The sequence below is a fragment of the Enterobacter cloacae complex sp. SHL022 genome (assembly GCF_049237785.1).
GTDB classification, from domain to species: Bacteria; Pseudomonadota; Gammaproteobacteria; order Enterobacterales; family Enterobacteriaceae; genus Enterobacter; species Enterobacter hormaechei_C.
In genome coordinates, this window is sequence record NZ_JBMKJH010000003.1 from 145,193 (window position 1) to 166,535 (window position 21,343).

A 21,343-nucleotide genomic window follows, 5' to 3' on the forward strand; every position below is an offset into this window, starting at 1 on the left:
GGATTAATAAATTGCTGATTTTTTGTCAGGAGTTCCCCTTTTATGCCTTCTGGTCGTCTGCAACAACAATTTATCCGCCTCTGGCAGTGCTGTGAGGGGCAATCGCAGGAGACCACGCTGAACGAGCTGGCTGAACTCCTCAACTGCTCCCGGCGTCATATGCGTACCCTCCTCAACACCATGCAGCAGCAGGGCTGGCTAAACTGGGAGGCTGAAGCCGGACGCGGCAAGCGCTCGCGCCTGACTTTCCTTTATACCGGCCTGGCGCTACAGCAACAGCGGGCGGAGGATCTGCTGGAGCAGGACCGCATCGATCAGCTGGTCCAGCTGGTGGGCGACAAAGCCGCCGTGCGCCAGATGCTGGTCTCGCATCTGGGACGCAGCTTTCGTCAGGGACGCCACATTCTGCGGGTGCTTTACTACCGCCCAATGAAAAATCTGTTGCCCGGTACGGCGTTACGTCGCTCTGAAACCCACATGGCCCGGCAGATATTCAGCGGCCTGACGCGGATAAATGAGGAAAACGGGGAACTGGAGGCGGATATCGCGCACCACTGGCAACAGCTTTCCCCGCGCCACTGGCGCTTTTTCTTACGCCCCGGCATTCATTTCCACCATGGACGCGAGCTGGAGATGCGCGACGTTATCGATTCCTTAGAGCGAGCCCGCACGCTGCCGCTCTATTCGCATATCTCGCGGATCCACTCCCCAACGGCCTGGACGCTGGATATTGAGCTATCGCAGCCGGACAAATGGCTTCCGTGGCTTCTGGGCTACGTCCCCTCAATGATCCTGCCTGCCGAGTGGCGCTCCCTGAACAATTTTTCCAGCCAGCCGATTGGTACGGGCCCCTACTCCGTTACACGAAACAACAGTAATCAGCTGAAGATCCGCGCCTTTGATGATTACTTTGGCTACAGGGCGTTGATCGACGAAGTGAACGTCTGGGTGTTACCGGATCTCAACGAAGAGCTGAGCGCAGGCCTGACCCTGGAAGGGCCAACAGCCGGTGAAAAGGCGTTCGAAAGCCGCCTGGAGGAGGGATGCTACTACCTGCTCTTTGATAGCCGCAGCCATCGCGGGGCAAACCACGACGTACGCAGGTGGATCAGCCATATTCTTGCCCCTGCTAACCTGATTTATCACGCAGAGGAGCAATACCAGACCTGGTGGTTCCCGGCCTATGGCCTGCTTCCGCGCTGGCACCATGCGCAGCCAGTGCGCAGTGAAAAACCTGCCGGACTGGAGACCATCACCCTCAGCTACTATCGCGATCACATTGAGCACAGGTTTATCGCAAGGATCATGAGCACGCTGCTGGCAGCCGAAGGCGTGACGCTGGCGATACAGGAAGTCGATTATGATGAATGGCATCGCGGAGACGTCATCAGCGATATCTGGCTCAACAGCGCAAACTTTACGCTGCCGCTTGATTTCTCGCTCTTTTCTCACCTGTACGAAGTGCCCCTGATTCAGCACTGTATCAACCGGGACTGGCAGCAGGACGCCGCACGGTGGCGGGCAGGAGAAATGGATCTGGCCGCCTGGTGTCAGGAATTACTGGCCGGGCAGACGATCGTACCGTTGATTCACCACTGGCTGCTGATCCAGGGCCAGCGCAGCATGCGCGGCCTGCGGATGAACACCCTGGGCTGGTTTGATTTTAAATCCGCCTGGTTTGCGCCGCCGGAGCCATAACGCTTTCGTAATATTCACCAAATCATTACAATAGCGCCGTTCTCAACGGGGTGCTGCATCACTGATGTGCGCTGAGATAATACCCGTCGAACCTGATCCGGATAACGCCGGCGAAGGGATTTGAGGCTGTCTCTCAAAATCCTTTGCCACTCAACCCTGAGGTGCAAAGTGTTAAAAAACGTTCTTCCTCTGCTGGCGCTGTTTGCGCTGCCTGTTTTTGCTAAGCCTGTTCTGACGGTCTACACCTACGACTCCTTCTCCGCCGACTGGGGCCCTGGCCCGGTGGTAAAAAAAGCCTTTGAAGCGGACTGCAACTGCGAGCTGAAATTCGTGGCGCTGGAAGATGGCGTCTCGCTGCTTAACCGGCTGCGCATGGAAGGCAAAAACAGCAAAGCCGATGTGGTGCTCGGGCTGGATAACAACCTGCTGGAAGCCGCCACCCAAACCAGACTGTTCGCCAAAAGCGGCGTGGCGGCAGATGCCGTTAACGTACCGGGCGGCTGGAAAAACGACACCTTCGTTCCCTTTGATTACGGTTACTTTGCGTTTGTCTACGATAAAAACAAGCTGAAGAATCCGCCCAAAAGCCTGAAAGAGCTGGTCGAAAGTGACCAGAAATGGCGCGTGATTTACGAAGATCCGCGTACCAGCACGCCGGGTCTGGGGCTGCTGCTGTGGATGCAAAAAGTTTACGGGGATAAAACGCCGGAAGCGTGGCAGAAGCTGGCCGCGAAAACCGTTACCGTCACCAAAGGCTGGAGCGAAGCCTATGGCCTGTTCCTGAAAGGCGAAAGCGACCTGGTGCTGAGCTACACTACCTCTCCGGCCTACCACATTATCGCCGAGAAGAAAGACAACTACGCCGCCGCGAACTTTGCTGAAGGGCATTATTTGCAGGTGGAAGTGGCCGCCCGCACCGCCGCGAGCAAACAGCCGGAGCTTGCCGAAAAATTCCTGAAATTTATGATCTCCCCGGCATTTCAGAACGCTATTCCGACCGGCAACTGGATGTACCCGGTCACTGACGTTGCGCTGCCGGCAGGCTTTGAGCAGCTAAACAAGCCGCAAACCTCACTGGAATTTACGCCGCAGCAGGTTGCCGCCCAGCGCGCCGCATGGATTAGTGAATGGCAACGCGCCGTCAGCCGCTGATCCCCGGCTGGTTAGTTCCCGGGCTGCTCGCCGCCGTACTGATGGTCGTCGTCAGCCTGGGTGCATTCCTTGCGCTGTGGTTTAACGCGCCAGAGAGCGATCTGCTCGCCCTCTGGCACGACAGCTATCTCTGGCACGTCATCCGCTTCTCCTTCTGGCAGGCGTTTCTCTCCGCGCTGCTGTCGGCGATCCCGGCCATTTTCCTTGCACGCGCCCTCTATCGCAGACGTTTCCCCGGCAGGCTTGCCCTGCTGCGGCTGTGCGCGATGACGCTGATCCTGCCCGTGCTGGTGGCGGTGTTCGGCATTCTGAGCGTCTACGGTCGGCAGGGCTGGCTGGCATCCCTCTTCAACCTGCTTGGTCTGGAATGGACCTTCTCCCCTTACGGCCTGAAAGGCATTCTGCTGGCGCATATTTTTTTCAATATGCCGATGGCGACGCGCCTCTTTTTACAGGCGCTGGAAAACATTCCCGGTGAGCAGCGTCAGATTGCCGCCCAGCTTGGCATGCGCGGCTGGTCGTTCTTCCGCTTTGTCGAATGGCCGTGGCTGCGACGCCAGATTGCTCCGGTTGCCGCGCTAATCTTTATGCTCTGCTTCGCCAGCTTCGCGACCGTACTTTCTCTCGGCGGCGGGCCGCAGGCCACCACCATTGAGCTGGCGATCTATCAGGCCTTAAGTTACGACTACGATCCGGGCCGCGCCGCGCTGCTGGCGATCGTGCAGATGGTCTGCTGCCTGGCGCTGGTGTTACTCAGCCAGCGGCTAAGTAAAGCGATCCCCACAGGTAGCAATAACCTGACAGGCTGGCGCGATCCGCAGGACAGCCTGCACAGCCGCGTCGCGGATTTTATGCTAATCGCATTGGCACTCCTGCTTCTGCTGCCCCCGCTGCTGGCCGTTATTGTTGATGGCCTGAATCGCAATGTGTTGTCGGTACTGCAACAGCCTGTCCTGTGGCAAGCAACGTGGACCTCATTGCGCATCGCGCTGGCTGCCGGGCTACTGTGCGTGATCCTGACCATGATGCTGCTCTGGAGCAGCCGCGAACTGCACGCGCGTCATGCCCGTAAAGCCGGACACGCGCTGGAACTGACGGGTATGCTGATCCTGGCGATGCCGGGCATTGTGCTGGCGACCGGATTCTTTTTACTGTTCAACAGCACCATCGGCCTGCCGGAAAGCGCCGACGGCATCGTCATTTTTACCAACGCACTGATGGCCATCCCTTACGCGCTCAAGGTGCTGGAAAACCCGATGCGCGACGTCAATAGCCGCTACAGTTTGCTGTGTCAGTCGCTGGGCATGCAGGGCTGGCAGCGTCTGAAGGTGGTCGAACTGCGCGCGCTAAAGCGTCCGCTGGCCCAGGCGCTGGCGTTTGCCTGCGTGCTGTCGATTGGCGATTTTGGCGTTGTGGCCCTCTTCGGCAACGAGGATTTCCGCACGCTGCCGTTCTGGCTTTATCAGCAAATTGGCTCCTATCGTAGCCAGGACGGCGCCGTCACGGCGCTACTCCTGTTGCTGCTGTGCTTTGCGTTATTTACCGTTATCGAAAAACTTCCGGGGCGTGATGTTAAAACTGACTGATGTAACCTGGCTTTATGAGCACCTGCCAATGCGTTTTACCCTCTCCGTTCGTCAGGGAGAGCGAATCGCAGTGCTTGGCCCCAGCGGGGCCGGAAAAAGTACCCTGCTCAATCTGATTGCCGGTTTTTTACAGCCTGCCAGCGGGTCGATCGTCATTGATAATGGCGAGTATACCTACGCTCCGCCGGCTAAGCGCCCGGTGTCGATGCTGTTCCAGGAAAACAATCTGTTCAATCATCTTACGGTGTGGCAGAACATCGCGCTGGGTATGGATCCGGGGTTGAAGCTCAATGTTGCGCAGCGTCAGACGCTGGAGGCGATCGCCGAACAAATGGGCCTGGCTGCGTTTATCAACAGACTACCGGGTGAGCTTTCCGGCGGCCAGCGCCAGCGCGTGGCGCTGGCGCGCTGCCTGGTGCGCAAGCAGCCGCTGCTGCTGCTCGATGAACCCTTTTCGGCGCTCGACCCCGCTCTGCGTCAGGAAATGCTCTCGCTGGTTGAGGAGGTTTGCGAGCGCGAACAACTGACGATGCTGATGGTTTCGCATAGCATCGAAGATGCCGCACGCATCGCGCCGCGATCGGTGGTGATCGCGGAGGGACGTATTTTGTGGGATGGGGAAACAGAAGAACTTCTGAGTGGTAAGGCGGGGGCATCTTCACTTTTAGGTATTCGTGAGGTCTGATGCCCTCACCCTTTCCCTCTCCCACAGGGGAGAGGGATCCCCAGTAATTTGAAAGCAAAAGCGATAACGTTGCCTTCAGAATAACTGAGGGCTTTCAGCGATGCCCAGGTCCGGCTGTAAATCGCTGAGGCGTTTCCTGTAGGCCGGGGCGAGGCGCAGGGATGCGCCGAGAGGGCGTGGCCTGCATGGATGCAGGCTCATGCCCGACCCGATAGCCTGAAGGAATAAGCCGAAGGTACCGCGAAGCGGCGATTTTCCGCCGGGAGCTCGGGTCGCCAAGGGTGGTGGCGACTGAGCCACCCTGGCACGTTCACCGGCCATGTCGTGACAGAGTAGCAAGGAACATATAGTGAACGGAATGACCACCAGAGCCGTATGTTCCCCCTCACCCCAGCCCTCTCCCTCAAGGGAGAGGGGGCCGTCTGTGCAGGCATTATTTTGTGGGGAACCCTCAGCCCACAGGGAGAGGGAAAACACCTTAACGGCTCACCACCTTTAACAGGATCTCGCCGTACACCGGCATCAGCGGGTGGCGGATCAGCGCGATCAGCGCCACCACGGCCACCCCCAACGTCAGCGGGGCCAGCCAGAGCAGGCGAGTGCGCGGAAGATAGCGCGTCAGACGATCAACACTGGCTTTCGCGCTGCGCCACAGGCGCCAGCAGAGCCAGACCGCCAGCCACAGCAGCACCGCCGTGCCCAGCAGCAGCCATTTAAACTCACCGCTTTGCATACCGTCAGGAATATCAATCGCCGCGCCCGCCAGGATACCCGGCAGGAAGTAGAACGGCGGCCAGAAGACGCAGCCGATGATATTCGGCACCACAAACTTCGCGACGGGCAGATCCAGCATCCCGGCCACCATCGGCACCAGCGGACGCGTTGGGCCAACGAAGCGCCCCACGAGGATGGTGAACATGCTGTGCTGGTGCAGCGCATGCTCGGTTTTATCCAGCAGCGCTTTGTTTTTTTTCATGAACGACCAGCGGTGCAGCGGCTTCTTAAAGCGCCAGCCCAGCCAGAAGGAGATCCAGTCCCCCAGCAAACAGCCGATAATACCGGCCATCCACGCCTGCCAGAAATTGACCTCGCCGCTGCCGATAAGCGCCCCAAGCCCCGCCATCATCACGGTGCCGGGCAGGATCAGCCCGACCAGCGCCAGCGACTCCAGAAACGCCACCAGCGCCACGGCGATGAGCGAATACATAACGGACTGGGTAATAAAATGTTCCAGCAATGCCTGCATAACTATTCCGGTCAGAAAACGAATCAGCGATTCTGCTTAGCGCCCTGCACCGCGTCAAGGCATCAATTGTCTGAATAGTTTACAAGATGCGCCTGAAGTTCACCTGAATGTTTACCGATTATTCACATCCCGCACGGAATTCGCTCGGGCTGGCACCGGTGCACTTCTTAAACACGCGAGAGAAATAGAGCTGATCTTCAAAGCCGACGTTACGCCCGACGGTGGCGATAGGCATTCGGGTGGTGCTGAGCAGCAGTTTCGCCTGGCTGATGCGCTGATCCTCGCGCCAGCTGAGTACGCTCACGCCAAGCTGCTGGCGGAACAGATGCGACAGCCGTGACGGCGACAGGCACACATGCTGGGCGACGCTGGCAATATCAAACTGGCTGTCGGCAAGGTGGTCGCTGATGTACTGGCAGGCGTCGCGGACGCGGTTGTCCAGCGGCGGATTAAGCGACTCGTTGATGGCCTCCATGCGGCGCAGCAGCACCTGTTCAAGCAGGTTGATGGCCAGCAGTTCGGCGTAGCGCCCGCCCGCCTGCCCTGCCTCAATAATCTGTGCGAACAGCTCACGGAACTGCGCCAGATGCGCCTCATCCGGGCGATATAAACCGGTATGGGCGAAAATGGCCGGCCACGAGAGCCACTCCTGCCAGTAGGCGCGCGGACGGAAATAGACCCACTGGTGATACCACTCTTTGGCATCCGGGTGGCGCCCGTAGTGATGGATCTCCCCCGGCGGGAACAGCAGCATATCACCGGGGCGGCAGATAAACTGTTGATCCCCATTTTTGACGACGCCTTCTCCGCGTACGGTCAGGTTCAGGATATATCCCTTCATGCCAAGAGGGCGATCGACGTAAAAATCGAGATATCCCTCGGCCTCAATTGGCGTCAGTCCCGCCACCAGATGGGCGTTAAATGAGTAGCCCGGCAGTAAGGGATCGTTTTGCGGTTCGGCCATAGATTCAGTTCTCCCAAGGGTCCTGAAGGAAACCAATTGTCCATATCGATAAAAGCAGTATAAAAATGGCCCGCGAAAAGATCCAAAAAGCATCACGCCTCTTTTACGTCCGCCATGTTTCAGCCTTTCCCCCTGATTTCTCCGCCAGCACGGGCGGATAAGCAGTAACAAAAGTGTCTATAAGTGCGGCAGAAATGTCCACATAGAATATTTGCACGGCGTCACACTTTGCGTGGCTACAGCAATTTAGTCCATAAGATTAGCGGATCCTGCCTGACGATTTTTGTCCCTAGTCTCTAATGTTCTTCCATACCTGTTTTTTGGATGGAGCAACACCATGGCAATTGCAATTGGCCTCGATTTTGGCAGCGACTCAGTTCGCGCGCTGGCAGTGGACTGTACGACTGGCCAGGAGATAGCAACCAGCGTTGAGTGGTATCCGCGCTGGCAAGAGGGGCGCTACTGCGATGCGCCAAACAACCAGTTCCGTCACCACCCGCGGGACTACATCGAGTCGATGGAAGCGGCGATCAAAACCGTTCTGGCGGAGTTGACCGACGCCCAGCGGGCCGATGTCGTGGGGATTGGCGTCGACAGCACCGGCTCAACGCCTGCCCCTGTCGATGCCGAAGGCCGCGTACTGGCGCTGCGACCGGAGTTTGCCGACAATCCGAACGCCATGTTTGTGCTGTGGAAAGACCATACCGCCGTGGAAGAGGCGGAAGCCATCACCCGCTTATGCCATCAGCCGGGCAAAACTGACTACTCCCGCTACATCGGCGGGATTTACTCCAGCGAGTGGTTCTGGGCCAAGATCCTGCACGTTACCCGCGCGGACGCGTCGGTCGCACAGGCAGCGGCGTCATGGATTGAGCTGTGCGACTGGGTTCCCGCCCTGCTCTCCGGCACCACGCGTCCGCAGGATATTCGCCGCGGCCGTTGCAGCGCCGGGCATAAATCGCTGTGGCATGAAAGCTGGGGTGGTCTGCCTCCGGCAGCGTTCTTCGATGAACTCGACCCGATCATCAACAAAAACCTGACATACCCGCTGTTTACCGACACCTTCACCGCCGATATCCCGGTCGGCACGCTCTGCGAAGAGTGGGCGAAACGCCTCGGTTTGCCGCAAAACGTGACCATTTCCGGCGGCGCGTTCGACTGCCATATGGGGGCCGTGGGCGCGGGTGCGCAGCCCAACACGCTGGTAAAAGTTATCGGCACCTCCACCTGTGACATTCTGACGGCAGATAAAGCCAGCGTCGGCGACCGCGCGGTGAAAGGCATCTGCGGTCAGGTTGACGGCAGCGTGGTACCCGATTTTATCGGCCTCGAAGCGGGCCAGTCTGCCTTCGGCGATATCTACGCCTGGTTTGGCCGCGTGCTCGGCTGGCCGCTGGATCAGCTGGCTGCCGCGCATCCTGAACTGAAAACGCAGATTACGGCGAGCAAAAAACAGCTCCTGCCGCAGCTCACCGACGCCTGGGCAAAAAATCCGTCTCTCGACCACCTGCCGGTGGTGCTGGACTGGTTCAACGGCCGTCGTACGCCGTTTGCCAACCAGCGTCTGAAAGGAGTGATTACCGATCTCAACCTCGCGACCGACGCGCCCGCGCTGTTTGGCGGCCTGATCGCCGCCACCGCGTTCGGCGCGCGCGCCATCATGGAGTGCTTCATCGACCAGGGCATTGACGTGATCAACGTGATGGCGCTGGGCGGGATCGCCCGTAAAAATCCGGTGATTATGCAGGCCTGCTGCGACGTGCTGAACCGGCCGCTGCAAATTGTGGCCTCCGATCAGTGCTGTGCGCTGGGTGCCGCGATTTTCGCTGCCGTGGCCGCAGGCGTCCATGCGGATATCCCGACCGCGCAACAGCATATGGCGAGCGCCGTCGAAAATACGCTCCATCCGCAGACTCAGCAGGCACAACGCTTTGAACAGCTTTATCAGCGCTACCAGCAATGGGCAAAAAGCGCCGAACTTCACTATCTCCCTGTCGCCGCCCCGGCCAAAAGCACCGCGGACACTACGGCAACCCTGACACATTAAGGACACGATAATGACCATTTTTAATAATTATGAAGTGTGGTTTGTGATTGGCAGCCAGCATTTGTACGGACCGGAAGCGTTGCAGCAGGTGACGAAACACGCGGAGCACGTTGTGAATGCGCTGAACGCGGAAGCCAAACTGCCGTGCAAACTGGTGCTGAAGCCGCTGGGGACTACCCCGGACGAAATCACCAACATTTGCCGCGATGCCAATTACGATGACAAATGCGCTGGCCTGGTGGTGTGGCTGCACACCTTCTCACCAGCCAAAATGTGGATCAACGGCCTGGCTATCCTCAACAAACCGCTGTTGCAATTCCACACGCAGTTCAACGCCTCCCTGCCGTGGGACAGCATCGACATGGACTTCATGAACCTGAACCAGACCGCGCACGGCGGCCGCGAGTTCGGCTTCATCGGCGCGCGCATGCGTCAACAGCATGCCGTGGTGACCGGCCACTGGCAGGATGGCCAGGCACAAAAACGCATCGGCTCCTGGATGCGTCAGGCGGTATCTAAGCAGGATACCCGTCACCTGAAAGTGGTGCGTTTCGGCGACAACATGCGCGAAGTGGCGGTCACCGACGGTGATAAAGTGGCCGCGCAGATTAAATTTGGCTTTTCCGTCAACACCTGGGCGGTGGGCGACCTGGTGCAGGTGGTGAATGACATCAGCGATGGCGACGTTAACGCGCTGGTGGACGAGTACGAAAGCAGCTACCGTCTGACGCCTGCGGCACAAATCAACGGCGACAAGCGCCAGAATGTGCTGGACGCGGCGCGCATTGAGCTGGGCATGAAGCGCTTCCTGGAACAGGGCGGCTTCCACGCTTTTACCACCACCTTTGAAGATCTCCACGGCCTGAAACAGCTCCCGGGTCTGGCGGTACAACGTCTGATGCAGCAGGGCTACGGCTTTGCGGGCGAAGGCGACTGGAAAACTGCCGCTCTGCTTCGCATCATGAAGGTGATGTCAACCGGTCTACAGGGCGGCACCTCTTTTATGGAGGACTACACCTACCACTTCGAGAACGGCAACGATCTGGTGCTCGGCTCGCACATGCTGGAAGTGTGTCCATCCATCGCGGTTGAAGAGAAACCGATCCTCGACGTGCAGTACCTCGGCATTGGCGGCAAAGCGGATCCGGCCCGTCTGATCTTCAACACCCGTACCGGCCCGGCCATTAACGCCAGCCTGATCGACCTCGGCGACCGTTTCCGCCTGCTGGTGAACTGCGTCGATGCGGTGGAAACTCCGCATTCTCTGCCGAAACTGCCGGTCGCCAACGCCTTGTGGAAAGCGCAGCCTGACCTGCCAACCGCGTCGGAAGCCTGGATCCTGGCCGGCGGCGCGCACCACACCGTATTCAGCCACGCGCTTGACCTGAACGATATGCGTCAGTTTGCCGAGCTGCACGACATCGAACTGACCGTGATTGATAACGATACCCGTCTGCCAGCCTTTAAAGACGCGCTGCGCTGGAACGAAGTCTATTACGGTTCAAAACGCTAAGCCCTGAATGCCCGGTGGCACTTCGTTTACCGGGCCTACGGTTCTGTAGGCCGGATAAGCGAAGCGCCATCCGGCAGGAGACGACAATGTTAGAAGATCTCAAACGTCAGGTACTCGAAGCCAACCTGGCGCTGCCAAAACATAACCTGGTGACCCTGACCTGGGGCAACGTCAGCGCCGTTGACCGGGAAAAAGGGGTGTTCGTGATCAAGCCTTCCGGCGTGGATTACACGGTAATGACCGCAGAAGACATGGTGGTGGTCAGCATCGAAACGGGTGAAGTGGTTGAAGGCAAAAAAAAGCCCTCCTCCGATACGCCGACTCACCGCCTGCTGTATCAGGCCTTCCCGACCATCGGTGGGATTGTGCATACCCATTCGCGTCACGCGACCATCTGGGCGCAGGCGGGCCAGCCTATTCCGGCGACCGGCACCACCCACGCGGACTACTTTTACGGCACCATTCCCTGCACGCGTCTGATGACCGATGCGGAGATCAACGGTGAGTACGAATGGGAAACCGGGAACGTGATCGTCGAAACCTTCGAAAAACAGGGAATCGACGCGGCGCAAATGCCCGGCGTGCTGGTGCACTCCCACGGCCCGTTTGCCTGGGGTAAAAACGCGGAGGACGCGGTGCACAACGCGATCGTGCTGGAGGAAGTCGCCTATATGGGGATCTTCTGCCGCCAGCTGGCACCGCAGCTGCCGGATATGCAGCAAACCCTGCTGGATAAGCATTACCTGCGTAAGCACGGTGCGAAAGCCTACTACGGGCAGTAAACCTTTGCCCGGTGTCGCTGCGCTTACCGTGACTGCGGAACCTGTAGGCCGGATAAGCGCAGCGCCATCCGACTGAACAGGCACTGTATAAAACCACAGCAAACACCCCTCAACCAGGCTATAATCAGGCCTGGTTTTGTTTTATGGGATAACGCCGTGACGCAGGCGCAAGAAGGCTTTTTACTGACCAGACACTGGCGGGATACCCCTCAGGGTACTGAGGTTGAATTCTGGCTGGCAACGGACAACGGCCCGCTAAACGTTACGCTCCCGCCGCAGGAGTCCGTGGCCTTTATTCCTGAAGCTCACGTCGAAAAAGTGAAACAGCTGCTGCGCGGAGAAAACGGTTGGCGCATAACCCCGCTTGAACTGAAAGATTTCCACCGCCAGCCGGTTTACGGCCTCTATTGCCGCGCCCATCGCCAGTTAATGCGCTATGAAAAACTGCTCCGTGAAGCGGGCGTGACGCTTTACGAGGCCGACATTCGCCCGCCTGAACGCTTTCTGATGGAGCGGTTTATCACCGCCCCCGTCTGGGTAGATGGCACCGCGCAAAATGGCAGGATCGTTAATGCGCGCCTCAAGCCTAGCCCGAATTATCGCCCCCCGCTCAAATGGGTCTCGCTGGATATCGAAACCACCCGCCACGGCGAACTGTACTGCATTGGTCTGGAAGGCTGTGGGCAGCGAGTTGTCTATATGCTCGGGCCGCCAAACGGCGATGCGTCCGCGCTGGACTTTAATCTGGAGTACGTCAACAGCCGCCCGCAACTGCTGGAGAAGCTTAACCAGTGGTTTGCCGAGCACGATCCGGATGTTCTGATCGGCTGGAACGTAGTGCAGTTTGACCTGCGCGTGCTGCAAAAACATGCCGAGCGTTACCGTATCCCGCTGATGCTGGGGCGCGGAAACAGCGAGCTGGAGTGGCGTGAGCATGGTTTTAAGAACGGTGTTTTCTTCGCGCAGGCTAACGGTCGCCTGATTATCGACGGCATCGAGGCGCTGAAATCCGCCTTCTGGAACTTCTCTTCCTTCTCGCTGGAAGCGGTCGCCCAGGAACTGCTCGGCGAAGGTAAATCCATCGACAATCCCTGGGACCGAATGGACGAGATCGACCGGCGCTTTAATGAAGATAAACCCGCGCTCGCCACCTATAACCTGAAAGATTGCGAGCTGGTGACGCAGATCTTCCACAAAACCGAGATCATGCCCTTCCTGCTGGAGCGGGCGACGGTGAACGGCCTTGCGGTCGACAGGCACGGCGGCTCGGTAGCGGCCTTCAGCCACCTCTATTTCCCGCGGATGCACCGGGCGGGCTATGTCGCCCCTAACCTCGGCGACGTGCCGCCGCAGGCCAGCCCCGGCGGTTACGTGATGGATTCACGGCCCGGGCTGTATGACTCGGTGCTGGTGCTGGATTATAAAAGCCTGTATCCATCCATTATCCGCACGTTTCTGATTGATCCGGTGGGGCTGGTGGAGGGGATGGCGCAGCCAGACGATGCGCACAGCACCGAAGGTTTTCTTGGAGCACGCTTCTCGCGGGAAAAACACTGCCTGCCCGAAATTGTGGGAAACATCTGGCACGGCCGCGATGAGGCCAAGCGCCACGGCAACAAGCCGCTCTCACAGGCGCTGAAAATCATTATGAACGCCTTTTACGGCGTGCTGGGTACCAGTGCCTGCCGCTTCTTTGATCCCCGTCTGGCGTCGTCCATCACCATGCGCGGGCACGAGATTATGCGCCAGACCAAAGCGCTGATTGAATCCCGGGGCTATGATGTGATTTATGGCGATACAGACTCCACCTTTGTCTGGCTGAAAGCCGCCCATTCGGAAGACGACGCCGCACAAATCGGCAAAGATCTGGTCGCCTTTGTGAACGACTGGTGGCGCGAAAGTTTGCAAAAAGAGCGGTTAACCAGCGCGTTAGAGCTGGAGTTTGAAACCCATTTTGCCCGCTTTTTAATGCCGACCATTCGCGGAACCGACCAGGGCAGCAAGAAGCGCTACGCCGGGCTGATTCAGGAAGGTGACACGCAGCGGATGGTGTTTAAAGGGCTGGAGACAGTGCGCACCGACTGGACGCCGCTGGCACAGCAGTTCCAGCAGACGCTCTACCTGCGGGTGTTCCGCAATGAGCCTTATCAGGATTATGTGCGCGACACCATCGCCAGCCTGATGGCGGGTGAACTGGATGACCAGCTGGTGTATCGCAAGCGCCTGCGCCGCCCGCTGGCCGAATATCAACGTAACGTTCCTCCCCACGTACGCGCCGCGCGGCTGGCGGATGAAGAGAACGTTCGCCGGGGCCGTGCGCCGCAGTATCAGAACCGGGGAACGATCAAATACGTCTGGACCACTAACGGCCCGGAACCCGTTGATTACCAGCAGTCTCCGCTTGATTACGATCACTACCTGACCCGCCAGCTTCAGCCGGTTGCGGAGGGAATTTTACCGTTCATCAATGACGACTTTGCTACACTAGTGACAGGACAACTTGGGCTATTTTGACGCGTGACGAAACCGTTGCCATCCAGTACCATAGCGCCCTTTCCATTCCCGGACCCATTTTTCGATGACCGTCTTTTTTGACGGGGTCGAACTATTGCCTGCAATTAAAGATTAGAGCCGAACAACTATGCCTTTTACACTTGGTCAACGCTGGATCAGCGATACAGAAAGCGAACTTGGATTAGGAACCGTCGTTGCCGTCGATGCGCGCATGGTTACCCTCCTTTTCCCTGCTACCGGTGAAAACCGCCTGTACGCTCGCAATGACTCCCCTGTTACCCGCGTAATGTTCAATCCGGGCGACACCGTGACCAGCCACGAAGGCTGGCAGCTGAAGGTTGAAGACGTAAAAGAAGAGAATGGACTGCTCGCCTACATCGGTACGCGTCTTGATACCGACGAGACGAATGTTATCCTGCGTGAAGTGCTGCTCGACAGCAAACTGGTTTTCAGCAAGCCGCAGGACCGTCTGTTTGCCGGGCAAATCGACCGAATGGATCGCTTCTCTCTGCGCTACCGCGCGCGTAAGTTCCAGAGTGAACAGTACCGCATGCCGTGGAGCGGCCTGCGCGGCCAGCGTACCAGCCTTATTCCCCATCAGCTGAATATCGCCCATGACGTGGGCCGTCGCCATGCGCCTCGCGTGCTGCTGGCTGACGAAGTGGGCCTGGGTAAAACCATCGAAGCAGGCATGATCCTGCACCAGCAGCTGCTCTCTGGCGCTGCCGAGCGCGTGCTGATTGTGGTGCCGGAAACGCTGCAACACCAGTGGCTGGTCGAGATGCTGCGCCGCTTTAACCTGCGCTTCTCCCTGTTCGACGACGAGCGCTATGCCGAAGCCCAGCACGACGCGGACAACCCGTTTGAAACCGAACAGTTGGTCATTTGTTCCCTGGACTTCGTGCGCCGCAGCAAGCAACGCCTGGAGCATCTGTGCGACGCTGAATGGGATCTGATGGTCGTCGACGAAGCACACCACCTCGTCTGGAGCGAGGACGCGCCAAGCCGCGAATACATGGCGATTGAGCAGCTTGCCGAGCGCGTACCAGGCGTTCTGCTTCTGACCGCCACCCCGGAGCAGCTGGGTCTTGAGAGCCACTTCGCCCGTCTGCGCCTGCTCGATCCGAACCGTTTCCACGATTTTGAGCAGTTTGTTGAAGAGCAGAAAAACTATCGTCCGGTGGCGGACGCCGTCGCGCTGCTGCTGGCCGGTAATCGTCTCTCTAATGATGAACTTAACATCCTCAGCGATCTTATCGGCGAGCAGGATATTGAGCCGCTGCTTCAGGCCGCGAACAGCGACAGCGATAATGCGGGATCTGCGCGTAAAGAGCTGATCGACATGCTGATGGACCGCCACGGCACCAGCCGCGTGCTGTTCCGTAACACCCGTAACGGTGTAAAAGGCTTCCCGAAACGCGAACTGCACACCATCAAATTGCCGCTGCCGACCCAGTACCAGACGGCGATCAAAGTCTCCGGCATTATGGGCACCCGTAAATCTGCGGAAGATCGCGCGCGCGACATGCTCTATCCGGAGCAGATTTATCAGGAATTTGAAGGCGACACTGGCACCTGGTGGAACTTCGATCCGCGCGTGGAGTGGTTGATGGGTTATCTGACCGCGCACCGTTCCCGGAAGGTGCTGGTGATCTGCGCCAAGGCAGCCACCGCCCTGCAACTTGAACAAGTGCTGCGCGAGCGCGAAGGTATTCGCGCCGCCGTGTTCCATGAAGGCATGTCTATTATCGAGCGCGACCGCGCTGCGGCGTGGTTTAGTGAAGAGGACAGCGGCGCGCAGGTTCTGCTGTGCTCCGAAATCGGTTCTGAAGGCCGTAACTTCCAGTTCGCCAGCAATCTGGTGATGTTCGATCTGCCGTTTAATCCGGATCTGCTTGAGCAGCGTATCGGCCGTCTGGATCGTATCGGTCAGGCGCACGATATCCAGATCCACGTTCCGTATCTGGAGAAAACCGCCCAGTCCGTTCTGGTTCGCTGGTACCACGAAGGCCTGGATGCGTTTGAACATACCTGCCCGACCGGCCGCACCATTTACGATCAGGTGCATGCAGACCTGATCGGTTACCTTGCGGCGCCGGAAAACACCGAGGGCTTTGATGAGCTGATCAAATCCTGTCGAGAGAAGCACGACGCGCTGAAAGCTCAGCTGGAGCAGGGTCGCGATCGCCTGCTGGAGATCCACTCCAACGGCGGTGAAAAAGCGCAGCAGCTGGCCGAAAGTATCGAAGAACAGGACGATGACACCAGCCTGATCAGCTTCTCCATGAACCTGTTCGACATCGTCGGCATTAACCAGGACGATCGCGGCGAGAACATGATCGTGCTGACCCCGTCCGATCATATGCTGGTGCCGGATTTCCCGGGCCTGCCGGAAGACGGCTGCACCATCACCTTTGAGCGTGATGTGGCGCTTTCCCGCGAAGATGCACAGTTCATCACCTGGGAGCACCCGCTGATCCGCAACGGTCTGGATCTGATCCTCTCCGGCGATACCGGCAGCAGCACCATCTCCCTGTTGAAGAACAAAGCCTTGCCTGTGGGCACGCTGCTGGTGGAGCTGATCTACGTTGTGGAAGCGCAGGCGCCGAAACAGCTTCAGCTTAACCGCTTCCTGCCGCCAACTCCGGTGCGTCTGCTGCTGGATAAAAACGGTACGAACCTGGCCGGACAGGTGGAGTTTGAAAGCTTCAACCGTCAGCTGAGCGCGGTGAACCGCCATACCGGCAGTAAGCTGGTGAATGCGGTGCAGCAGGACGTGCATGCCATTCTGCAACTGGGTGAAGCCCAGGCCGAAAAAGCGGCCAGAGTGCTGATCGATGCGGCGCGTAGCGAAGCCGATGAGAAGCTTTCTGCCGAGCTGTCGCGCCTGGAAGCGTTGAAAGCGGTGAACCCGAACATTCGTGACGATGAGCTGGCCGCTATTGAGAGCAATCGCCAGCAGGTGCTAGAAAGCCTGAATCAGGCGGGGTGGCGTCTCGACGCCCTGCGTCTTATCGTTGTGACGCATCAGTAAGCGGAGCGCAAGATGGTAATGGAGCCCTACAATCCCCCGATGGATCCGTGGCTGGTCATTCTGTATCAGGATGAGCACATTATGGTGGTTAACAAGCCGAGCGGCTTGTTATCCGTGCCGGGGCGTCTGGAAGAGCATAAAGACAGCGTGATGACGCGTATCCAGCGTGATTATCCCCAGGCCGAGTCTGTCCATCGTCTGGATATGGCGACCAGCGGCGTGATTGTGGTGGCTCTGAATAAAGCGGCAGAACGCGAGCTGAAGCGTCAGTTCCGCGAGCGCGAGCCGAAGAAGCAGTATGTCGCGCGCGTCTGGGGTCATCCGGCGCAGGCGGAAGGGCTGGTGGATTTACCGCTGATTTGCGACTGGCCGAACCGGCCAAAGCAGAAGGTGTGTTATGAAACCGGCAAGGCCGCGCAAACCGAGTATGAAGTGCTGGAGTACGCGCCGGATAACACCGCGCGCGTCCTGCTAAAGCCGATTACCGGGCGCTCCCACCAGCTGCGTGTGCATATGCTTGCGATGGGTCACCCGATTCTGGGGGACAGATTCTATGCGCCGCCAGAAGCGCTGGCCTTAGCCCCGCGCCTGCAACTGCATGCGCAGACGCTCACCATTACCCACCCTGCTTTCGGCAACGCCATGACGTTCAAAGCCCCGGTGGACTTCTGAAAAAATGGCCCGACAGTGTCGGGCCATTTTTTATTTAAAACCTTTCTGCTCTTTAATCAGCTCGTAGGCTTTCTGAATTTCCTGCGCTTTTTGCTTCGCCATCTCCATCATCTCTGGCGGCAGGCCTTTCGCCACCAGCTTATCCGGATGGTGCTCGCTCATCAGCTTACGATAGGCGCGTTTGATGGTCGTGACATCGTCAGACGGCTTCACGCCGAGGACGTTGCAGGCATCTTCAAGCGTAGGGCCACGCTGCGCCTGCTGCCAGCCGCCGGAGGAGTGCTGTTGCTGATAACCACCGCCAAACTGCGCGCCGCCCTGCATCATACGCAGGAACTGGTCGAACTGCATGCGGGAAATGCCCAGCTCTTCGGCAATCACATATAAAACGTCCCGTTCATTCGGATGCAGAGAACCATCCGCGAAGGCGGCCTGGATTTGAATTTCCAGAAACATCCGAATTAAATCAAAACGCCCGAAACAGATGCTACGGAACTGCCGCATTTTTTCACGCAGCGGGTAGTTATCTGATTTACCAATCCGGAACGCATTCTGCGCCGCGATACGGGATTCGCCGTGCAGATTCATGCGATCCATAAAGACGCTGGCCACCTGAATATCGGCTTCCGTTACGCGCCCTTTTGATTTGGTTAAGTGCCCCATCACCTCGAAGGTGGTGGAGAAGAAGAGTGACTGGCGCTCGCGCTGGTTGGCAAACCAGGCCATTTTGCGGCTGCGTGCTTTATCAAACATATGGCCGATAATGAGGCCAAGAACGACACCCCAGAATCCGGCACCCATAATAATTGCGAACGCAACGCCGATTATTTTACCCCAATACTGCATATACTCCCCGAATGGTCATGTTCCTGGCCGACGCAACGCCATCATTACAGTGGTCGCGCCACGGTCAATTGAGGGACATCGCCTATAATTTGCATTATCATACTCGTCATTCGATAGCGAGCCTAACACTCTGGCGCGCAAACGGGCAGGATTAACGCTGGTACTGCGCTGATGAGTAAGATAGTCTCTGAGCGTTTGTAAGCCGTAGCCACTGATGACGGAACAATAAAATACAACGTATGAAAAAACGTATCCCCACCCTTCTGGCCACAATGATTGGCACCGCCCTGTATAGCCAACAGGGGCTCGCAGCCGATCTCGCCTCGCAGTGTATGCTTGGCGTCCCAAGTTACAATCGCCCACTGGTGAAAGGCGATACGAATGACTTACCCGTCACCATTAATGCCGACAGCGCAAAAGGTAATTATCCTGACAATGCAACCTTTACGGGCAATGTCGATATTAACCAGGGCAACAGTCGCCTGCTTGCTGACGAAGTGCAATTGCACCAGAAGCAACCGGAAGGTGCTCAGGCGCCTGTCCGTACGGTGGATGCGCTGGGTAATGTGCACTATGACGACAATCAGGTCATCCTGAAAGGTCCGAAAGCCTGGTCGAATCTGAATACCAAAGACACCAACGTCTGGGAAGGTGATTACCAGATGGTCGGTCGTCAGGGGCGCGGTACCGCGGACCTGATGAAGCAGCGCGGCGAAAACCGCTACACCATTCTCGAAAACGGCACGTTTACCTCCTGTTTGCCAGGGTCAAATACCTGGAGCGTTGTGGGCAGTGAAGTGATCCACGACCGTGAAGAACAGGTTGCAGAGATCTGGAACGCTCGTTTTAAACTCGGCCCGGTGCCCATTTTCTATAGTCCTTACCTGCAACTGCCCGTGGGTGACAAACGTCGTTCAGGTTTCCTGATCCCGAACGCCAAGTACAGCACATCGAACTACTTTGAGTTCTACCTGCCGTACTACTGGAACATTGCGCCTAACATGGACGCCACGATCACGCCGCACTATATCCATAAGCGCGGCAACATCATGTGGGAGAACGAATTCCGCTATCTGACCAAGGCGGGCGCGGGTCTGATGGAATTTGATTATCTGCCATCAGATAAGGTCTTCCAGGACGAGCATCCGAGCGAAGGTGATAAGCACCGCTGGATGTACTACTGGAAGCACGCCGGGGTATTGGATCAGGTGTGGCGCTTCAACATCGACTACACCAAAGTCAGCGATCCGTATTACTTCAACGACTTTGATTCTAAATACGGCTCCAGTACCGACGGTTACGCCACGCAGAAATTCAGCGTGGGCTACGCCATTGAGAACTTTGACGCGACGGTGTCGACCAAACAGTTCCAGGTGTTTGATACGCAATCGCGTAGTACCTATGGTGCCGAGCCGCAGCTGGACGTGAACTGGTATCAGAACGATGTTGGTCCTTTCGACACGCGCGTTTACGCTCAGGCGGTCCATTTCGTCAACACCAACTCGGATATGCCGGAATCAACGCGTCTGCATATCGAGCCGACGATCAACCTGCCGTGGTCAAACGACTGGGCGAGTCTGAATACCGAAGCCAAAGTGATGGCCACCCACTACCAACAGAAGAATCTGGACTGGTATAACAAACGTTATGGCACCGATCTTGAAGAATCGGTAAACCGTACGCTTCCGCAATTCAAAATGGACGGGAAGCTGATTTTCGAACGTGATATGGCTCTTCTCGCGGATGGATACACCCAGACGCTTGAGCCACGTATGCAGTATCTTTATGTGCCTTATCGCGATCAGAGCAAAATTCAAAACTATGACTCGTCCTTCCTGCAATCAGACTACAGCGGCCTGTTCCGTGACCGTACCTACGGCGGCCTTGACCGTATTGCGTCTGCTAACCAGTTAACGACCGGCGTCACAACGCGCGTATATGATGATGCTGCCGTTGAACGTTTTAACGTTTCTGTTGGTCAAATCTACTATTTCACCGAGTCTCGCACCGGTGATGACGACATTAACTGGGAGAAAGACAACAAAACGGGCTCACTGGTATGGGCAGGCGACACCTACTGGCGCATGACGGATCATTGGGGTCTGCGCGGTGGTGTTCAATACGATACACGACTGGACAATATCGCGACGGGCAGCGCTGCCATCGAATATCGTCGTGATGAAGACCGCATGTTGCAGTTAACGTACCGTTACGCCAGCCCGGAGTATATCCAGGCGACACTGCCAAACTATGCGAATACAGACCAATACAAAGACGGTATTTCACAGGTGGGTACCGCCGCGAGCTGGCCGATTGCCGATCGTTGGTCAGTCGTCGGGGCCTACTACTATGACACGAATGCCCAAAAACCTGCTGACCAGATGCTGGGTCTGCAATATAACTCCTGCTGTTACGCAATACGTGTCGGTTACGAACGCAAACTTAACGGTTGGGATACGCAAAACAGTCAGGGCAAATACGATAACGTGATTGGCTTTAATATCGAGTTGCGCGGCCTGAGTTCTAACTACGGTCTGGGCACGCAGCAGATGCTGCGCTCGAACATTCTGCCGTATCGTAGTTCATTGTAATATGCTTGATTTA

14 protein-coding genes and 1 riboswitch are annotated in these 21,343 nt (G+C 57.5%); of the genes, 11 read left to right on the top strand and 3 right to left on the bottom strand.

What is annotated here, in order from left to right; genetic code table 11:
- Positions 1 to 42 precede the first annotated feature (42 nt).
- The 4 genes from sgrR to thiQ all read left to right on the top strand — a co-directional run bounded on the left by sgrR (position 43) and on the right by thiQ (position 5,121).
- The gene (gene sgrR, locus ACOTZD_RS07550; protein ID WP_045335533.1) at positions 43 to 1,698 is read left to right on the top strand and encodes an HTH-type transcriptional regulator SgrR; all 1,656 of its coding nucleotides are present in this window, start codon (positions 43 to 45) and stop codon (positions 1,696 to 1,698) included.
- 36 nt (positions 1,699 to 1,734) lie between these two features.
- Positions 1,735 to 1,835, top strand: a riboswitch (TPP riboswitch).
- Positions 1,836 to 1,866: 31 nt separating this feature from the next.
- Positions 1,867 to 2,850, top strand: coding sequence for a thiamine ABC transporter substrate binding subunit (thiB, locus tag ACOTZD_RS07555; protein ID WP_003856391.1), 984 nt, complete (start codon positions 1,867 to 1,869; stop codon positions 2,848 to 2,850).
- Positions 2,826 to 4,436 carry a thiamine/thiamine pyrophosphate ABC transporter permease ThiP gene (gene thiP / locus ACOTZD_RS07560; protein WP_003856395.1) on the top strand — a complete coding sequence of 537 codons (1,611 nt, stop codon included), beginning with the start codon at positions 2,826 to 2,828 and terminating at the stop codon, positions 4,434 to 4,436. Before thiB ends, thiP begins: the two co-directional genes overlap by 25 nt.
- Positions 4,420 to 5,121, top strand: coding sequence for a thiamine ABC transporter ATP-binding protein ThiQ (thiQ, locus tag ACOTZD_RS07565; protein WP_032608486.1), 702 nt, complete (start codon positions 4,420 to 4,422; stop codon positions 5,119 to 5,121). The genes thiP and thiQ overlap by 17 nt, the downstream gene beginning before the upstream one ends.
- A 478-nt stretch (positions 5,122 to 5,599) precedes the next feature.
- Here the strand turns inward: thiQ and ACOTZD_RS07570 are convergent, their stop codons facing one another.
- Both ACOTZD_RS07570 and araC read right to left on the bottom strand, forming a co-directional pair.
- Positions 5,600 to 6,367: a DedA family protein gene (locus ACOTZD_RS07570; RefSeq protein ID WP_023324146.1), complete on the bottom strand. Its 768-nt coding sequence runs from the start codon at positions 6,365 to 6,367 to the stop codon at positions 5,600 to 5,602.
- 118 nt (positions 6,368 to 6,485) lie between these two features.
- Positions 6,486 to 7,331, bottom strand: coding sequence for an arabinose operon transcriptional regulator AraC (araC, locus tag ACOTZD_RS07575; protein ID WP_003856402.1), 846 nt, complete (start codon positions 7,329 to 7,331; stop codon positions 6,486 to 6,488).
- A 337-nt stretch (positions 7,332 to 7,668) separates the two neighbouring features.
- Here araC and araB point away from each other — a divergent pair, with 337 nt between their 5' ends.
- The 6 genes from araB (at position 7,669) to rluA (ending at position 17,893) form a co-directional block, all read left to right on the top strand.
- On the top strand, positions 7,669 to 9,378 hold the full coding sequence (gene araB, locus ACOTZD_RS07580; protein ID WP_099544128.1) for a ribulokinase: 1,710 nt from the start codon (positions 7,669 to 7,671) through the stop codon (positions 9,376 to 9,378).
- Positions 9,379 to 9,388: 10 nt separating this feature from the next.
- Positions 9,389 to 10,891: an L-arabinose isomerase gene (gene araA / locus ACOTZD_RS07585; RefSeq protein WP_003856405.1), complete on the top strand. Its 1,503-nt coding sequence runs from the start codon at positions 9,389 to 9,391 to the stop codon at positions 10,889 to 10,891.
- An 86-nt stretch (positions 10,892 to 10,977) separates the two neighbouring features.
- Positions 10,978 to 11,673 carry an L-ribulose-5-phosphate 4-epimerase gene (gene araD / locus ACOTZD_RS07590; protein ID WP_023324144.1) on the top strand — a complete coding sequence of 232 codons (696 nt, stop codon included), beginning with the start codon at positions 10,978 to 10,980 and terminating at the stop codon, positions 11,671 to 11,673.
- A gap of 156 nt (positions 11,674 to 11,829) precedes the next feature.
- Positions 11,830 to 14,187, top strand: coding sequence for a DNA polymerase II (gene polB / locus ACOTZD_RS07595; RefSeq protein WP_023324143.1), 2,358 nt, complete (start codon positions 11,830 to 11,832; stop codon positions 14,185 to 14,187).
- Positions 14,188 to 14,314: 127 nt separating this feature from the next.
- Entirely contained in the window at positions 14,315 to 17,221 is a 2,907-nt protein-coding gene (gene rapA, locus ACOTZD_RS07600; RefSeq protein WP_174402123.1) for an RNA polymerase-associated protein RapA, read from the top strand.
- A 12-nt stretch (positions 17,222 to 17,233) separates the two neighbouring features.
- Entirely contained in the window at positions 17,234 to 17,893 is a 660-nt protein-coding gene (rluA, locus tag ACOTZD_RS07605) for a bifunctional tRNA pseudouridine(32) synthase/23S rRNA pseudouridine(746) synthase RluA (RefSeq protein ID WP_003856412.1), read from the top strand.
- Between the two features lie 30 nt (positions 17,894 to 17,923).
- On the opposite strand, the gene djlA is transcribed toward rluA, so the two are convergent.
- On the bottom strand, positions 17,924 to 18,739 hold the full coding sequence (gene djlA, locus ACOTZD_RS07610; RefSeq protein WP_023315375.1) for a co-chaperone DjlA: 816 nt from the start codon (positions 18,737 to 18,739) through the stop codon (positions 17,924 to 17,926).
- Between the two features lie 239 nt (positions 18,740 to 18,978).
- Here djlA and lptD point away from each other — a divergent pair, with 239 nt between their 5' ends.
- On the top strand, positions 18,979 to 21,330 hold the full coding sequence (lptD, locus tag ACOTZD_RS07615) for an LPS assembly protein LptD (RefSeq protein ID WP_174402124.1): 2,352 nt from the start codon (positions 18,979 to 18,981) through the stop codon (positions 21,328 to 21,330).
- The last annotated feature ends 13 nt before the right edge of the window (positions 21,331 to 21,343 follow it).

Excerpts from the sequence above, each read along its gene's own strand:
- sgrR (WP_045335533.1), top strand. The coding sequence starts at position 43 with ATGCCTTCTGGTCGTCTGCAACAACAATTTATCCGCCTCTGGCAGTGC.
- thiP (WP_003856395.1), top strand. The coding sequence starts at position 2,826 with ATGGCAACGCGCCGTCAGCCGCTGATCCCCGGCTGGTTAGTTCCCGGG.
- thiQ (WP_032608486.1), top strand. The coding sequence starts at position 4,420 with ATGTTAAAACTGACTGATGTAACCTGGCTTTATGAGCACCTGCCAATG.
- ACOTZD_RS07570 (WP_023324146.1), bottom strand. The coding sequence starts at position 6,367 with ATGCAGGCATTGCTGGAACATTTTATTACCCAGTCCGTTATGTATTCG.
- araC (WP_003856402.1), bottom strand. The coding sequence starts at position 7,331 with ATGGCCGAACCGCAAAACGATCCCTTACTGCCGGGCTACTCATTTAAC.
- araB (WP_099544128.1), top strand. The coding sequence starts at position 7,669 with ATGGCAATTGCAATTGGCCTCGATTTTGGCAGCGACTCAGTTCGCGCG.
- araA (WP_003856405.1), top strand. The coding sequence starts at position 9,389 with ATGACCATTTTTAATAATTATGAAGTGTGGTTTGTGATTGGCAGCCAG.
- araD (WP_023324144.1), top strand. The coding sequence starts at position 10,978 with ATGTTAGAAGATCTCAAACGTCAGGTACTCGAAGCCAACCTGGCGCTG.
- rapA (WP_174402123.1), top strand. The coding sequence starts at position 14,315 with ATGCCTTTTACACTTGGTCAACGCTGGATCAGCGATACAGAAAGCGAA.
- rluA (WP_003856412.1), top strand. The coding sequence starts at position 17,234 with ATGGTAATGGAGCCCTACAATCCCCCGATGGATCCGTGGCTGGTCATT.
- djlA (WP_023315375.1), bottom strand. The coding sequence starts at position 18,739 with ATGCAGTATTGGGGTAAAATAATCGGCGTTGCGTTCGCAATTATTATG.
- lptD (WP_174402124.1), top strand. The coding sequence starts at position 18,979 with ATGAAAAAACGTATCCCCACCCTTCTGGCCACAATGATTGGCACCGCC.